This is a genomic window from Intestinibacillus massiliensis (assembly GCF_900155735.1).
In the GTDB taxonomy this organism is placed as follows: Bacteria; Bacillota; Clostridia; order Oscillospirales; family Butyricicoccaceae; genus Intestinibacillus; species Intestinibacillus massiliensis.
Window position 1 is genome coordinate 163,206 of record NZ_LT707059.1, and the last position, 1,705, is coordinate 164,910.

A 1,705-nucleotide genomic window follows, 5' to 3' on the forward strand; every position below is an offset into this window, starting at 1 on the left:
GAGGCCGTGACCCGGCTGGCGCGGGATTGCGGCGCGCGCGTGCTGCTGCTTGCGGGCAACCACGACGGCGCGGCGCGGCTGTCTCAGCTTGGCGCGCTGCTCGAGGCCGCCGGGCTTTCGGTCGCGGGCAGCCTCAAGGGTGCGCCGCGGCCGGTCACGGTCGGCGACGCGGAAATTTACCTGATACCCTATTTCCATCCGGAGCAGGTGCGGCTGCTGTACCCAGACAAGGAAATCCGCACCGCGCACGAGGCGATGCGCGCTTTGATGGATGATATCCGCGCACGGCGCGACCCCGGCAAAAAACTGATTATCGGCGCGCACTGCTTTGTCACGGGCGCGTCACCTGCCGAGAGCGATTACGGCGCGCAGCTTGGCGGCGCGGCGCAGGTCGGCGCGGAGGTGTTTGCCGGGGCGGATTATGTCGCGCTTGGGCATCTCCATCGCGCCCAGAACCCCGCGCCGCATGTGTATTACAGCGGCAGCCCGTACCCATATGCGTTTTCGGAGGGCGCATGCGCCGCAATGCTGTACGATACCGCAGATGGGACGGCGCGGGCGCTCCCGTTCCACCCCGCGCGCACCCTGCGCACCCTTTCGGGCGCGTACGGGGACGTCTTGTCCGCGGCGGAAGCCGACACCCGCCGGGACGATTACCTGAAAATTGAACTGACCGACCGGCCGGCCGGGCTGGAAGCCCTGGAGACGCTGCGCGCGCTGTACCCCAACCTCGTAATGCTTGCGGGTACGGCGGGTGCGGGCGGCGCGGCGGACACGCTGAGCGTGCGCCAGCTGCAATCGCTTTCGCCGGGGGGCTTGCTTGCGCGGTTTTGCGAGGAGGTCGGCGGCTTTTCACCGGACGGCAGGCAGACCGCCTGGTTCCTGTCGGCGCTCGCGTCCGCGCGGGAAGGGGGCGGCCTGCAATGATCCCGATTTATTTGGAATTCCAGGCCTTTGGGCCGTATGCGGCGCGGCAGCAGGTGGATTTTGCGGCGCTTGCCGCGGCCGGGCTTTTCCTCATCCAGGGCGAGACCGGCGCGGGGAAAACCGCGATCCTGGACGCGATGACCTATGCCCTTTACGGCAAATCCTCCGGCGGCGGGCGCGGCGAATTTGCTGCGATGCGCTGCCAGCACGCGCCGCCGGAACTGCCTACGGAGGTGCGGTTTACCTTTTCCGCGGGCGGCGGGGTATACCGCTTTGAGCGGCGGCTCCGCCTGCGGCGCAAACGGAGCGGCGGCGTGGAGTACCTCCCGGGGCAGGACGCCTTTTACCGCACGGAGACCGGCGATTTTGCCCCATTTTTCGAGAACCCGAAGCTGAAAAATGTAGAGGAAAAGGCATGCGAGCTGATTGGGCTGGGGTACGACCAGTTCCGCCAGGTCGTCGTGCTGCCCCAGGGGCAGTTTGAGCGGCTGCTCGTCGCAAGTTCTGAGGATAAGGAAAAGATTTTGACCACGCTGTTTGGCGCGGGGCAATGGGACGCGGCGGCGCAGCTTTTGGCGGAAGAGGTCAACGGGCGGCGGCGGTCGCTGGACAGCCTGCGGGAGCAGCTCGGCGCGTTGCTGTCCGCGCATCAATGCGACAGTATGGAGGCGCTCGTGCAAAAACGGCTCGAGGCCGAAGCCGCGCTGCAGCAGGCGGGGCGGGCGTTTGCATCGCTTGCCGCGCGGGCGGATGCGGCGGAACAGGCGCTCGCGGCAGG

At 67.6% G+C, this 1,705-nt stretch carries 2 protein-coding genes; both read left to right on the forward strand.

Features of this window, described 5'->3' with window-relative positions; all coding sequences use genetic code 11:
• On the forward strand, positions 1-927 hold a 927-nt coding region (locus tag CZ203_RS08680), incomplete at its 5' end, for an exonuclease SbcCD subunit D (protein WP_087065717.1).
• Positions 924-1,705, forward strand: a 782-nt coding sequence (locus CZ203_RS08685; protein WP_143436199.1) for an AAA family ATPase, incomplete at its 3' end; no start/stop codon positions are given. The genes CZ203_RS08680 and CZ203_RS08685, both read left to right, overlap by 4 nt.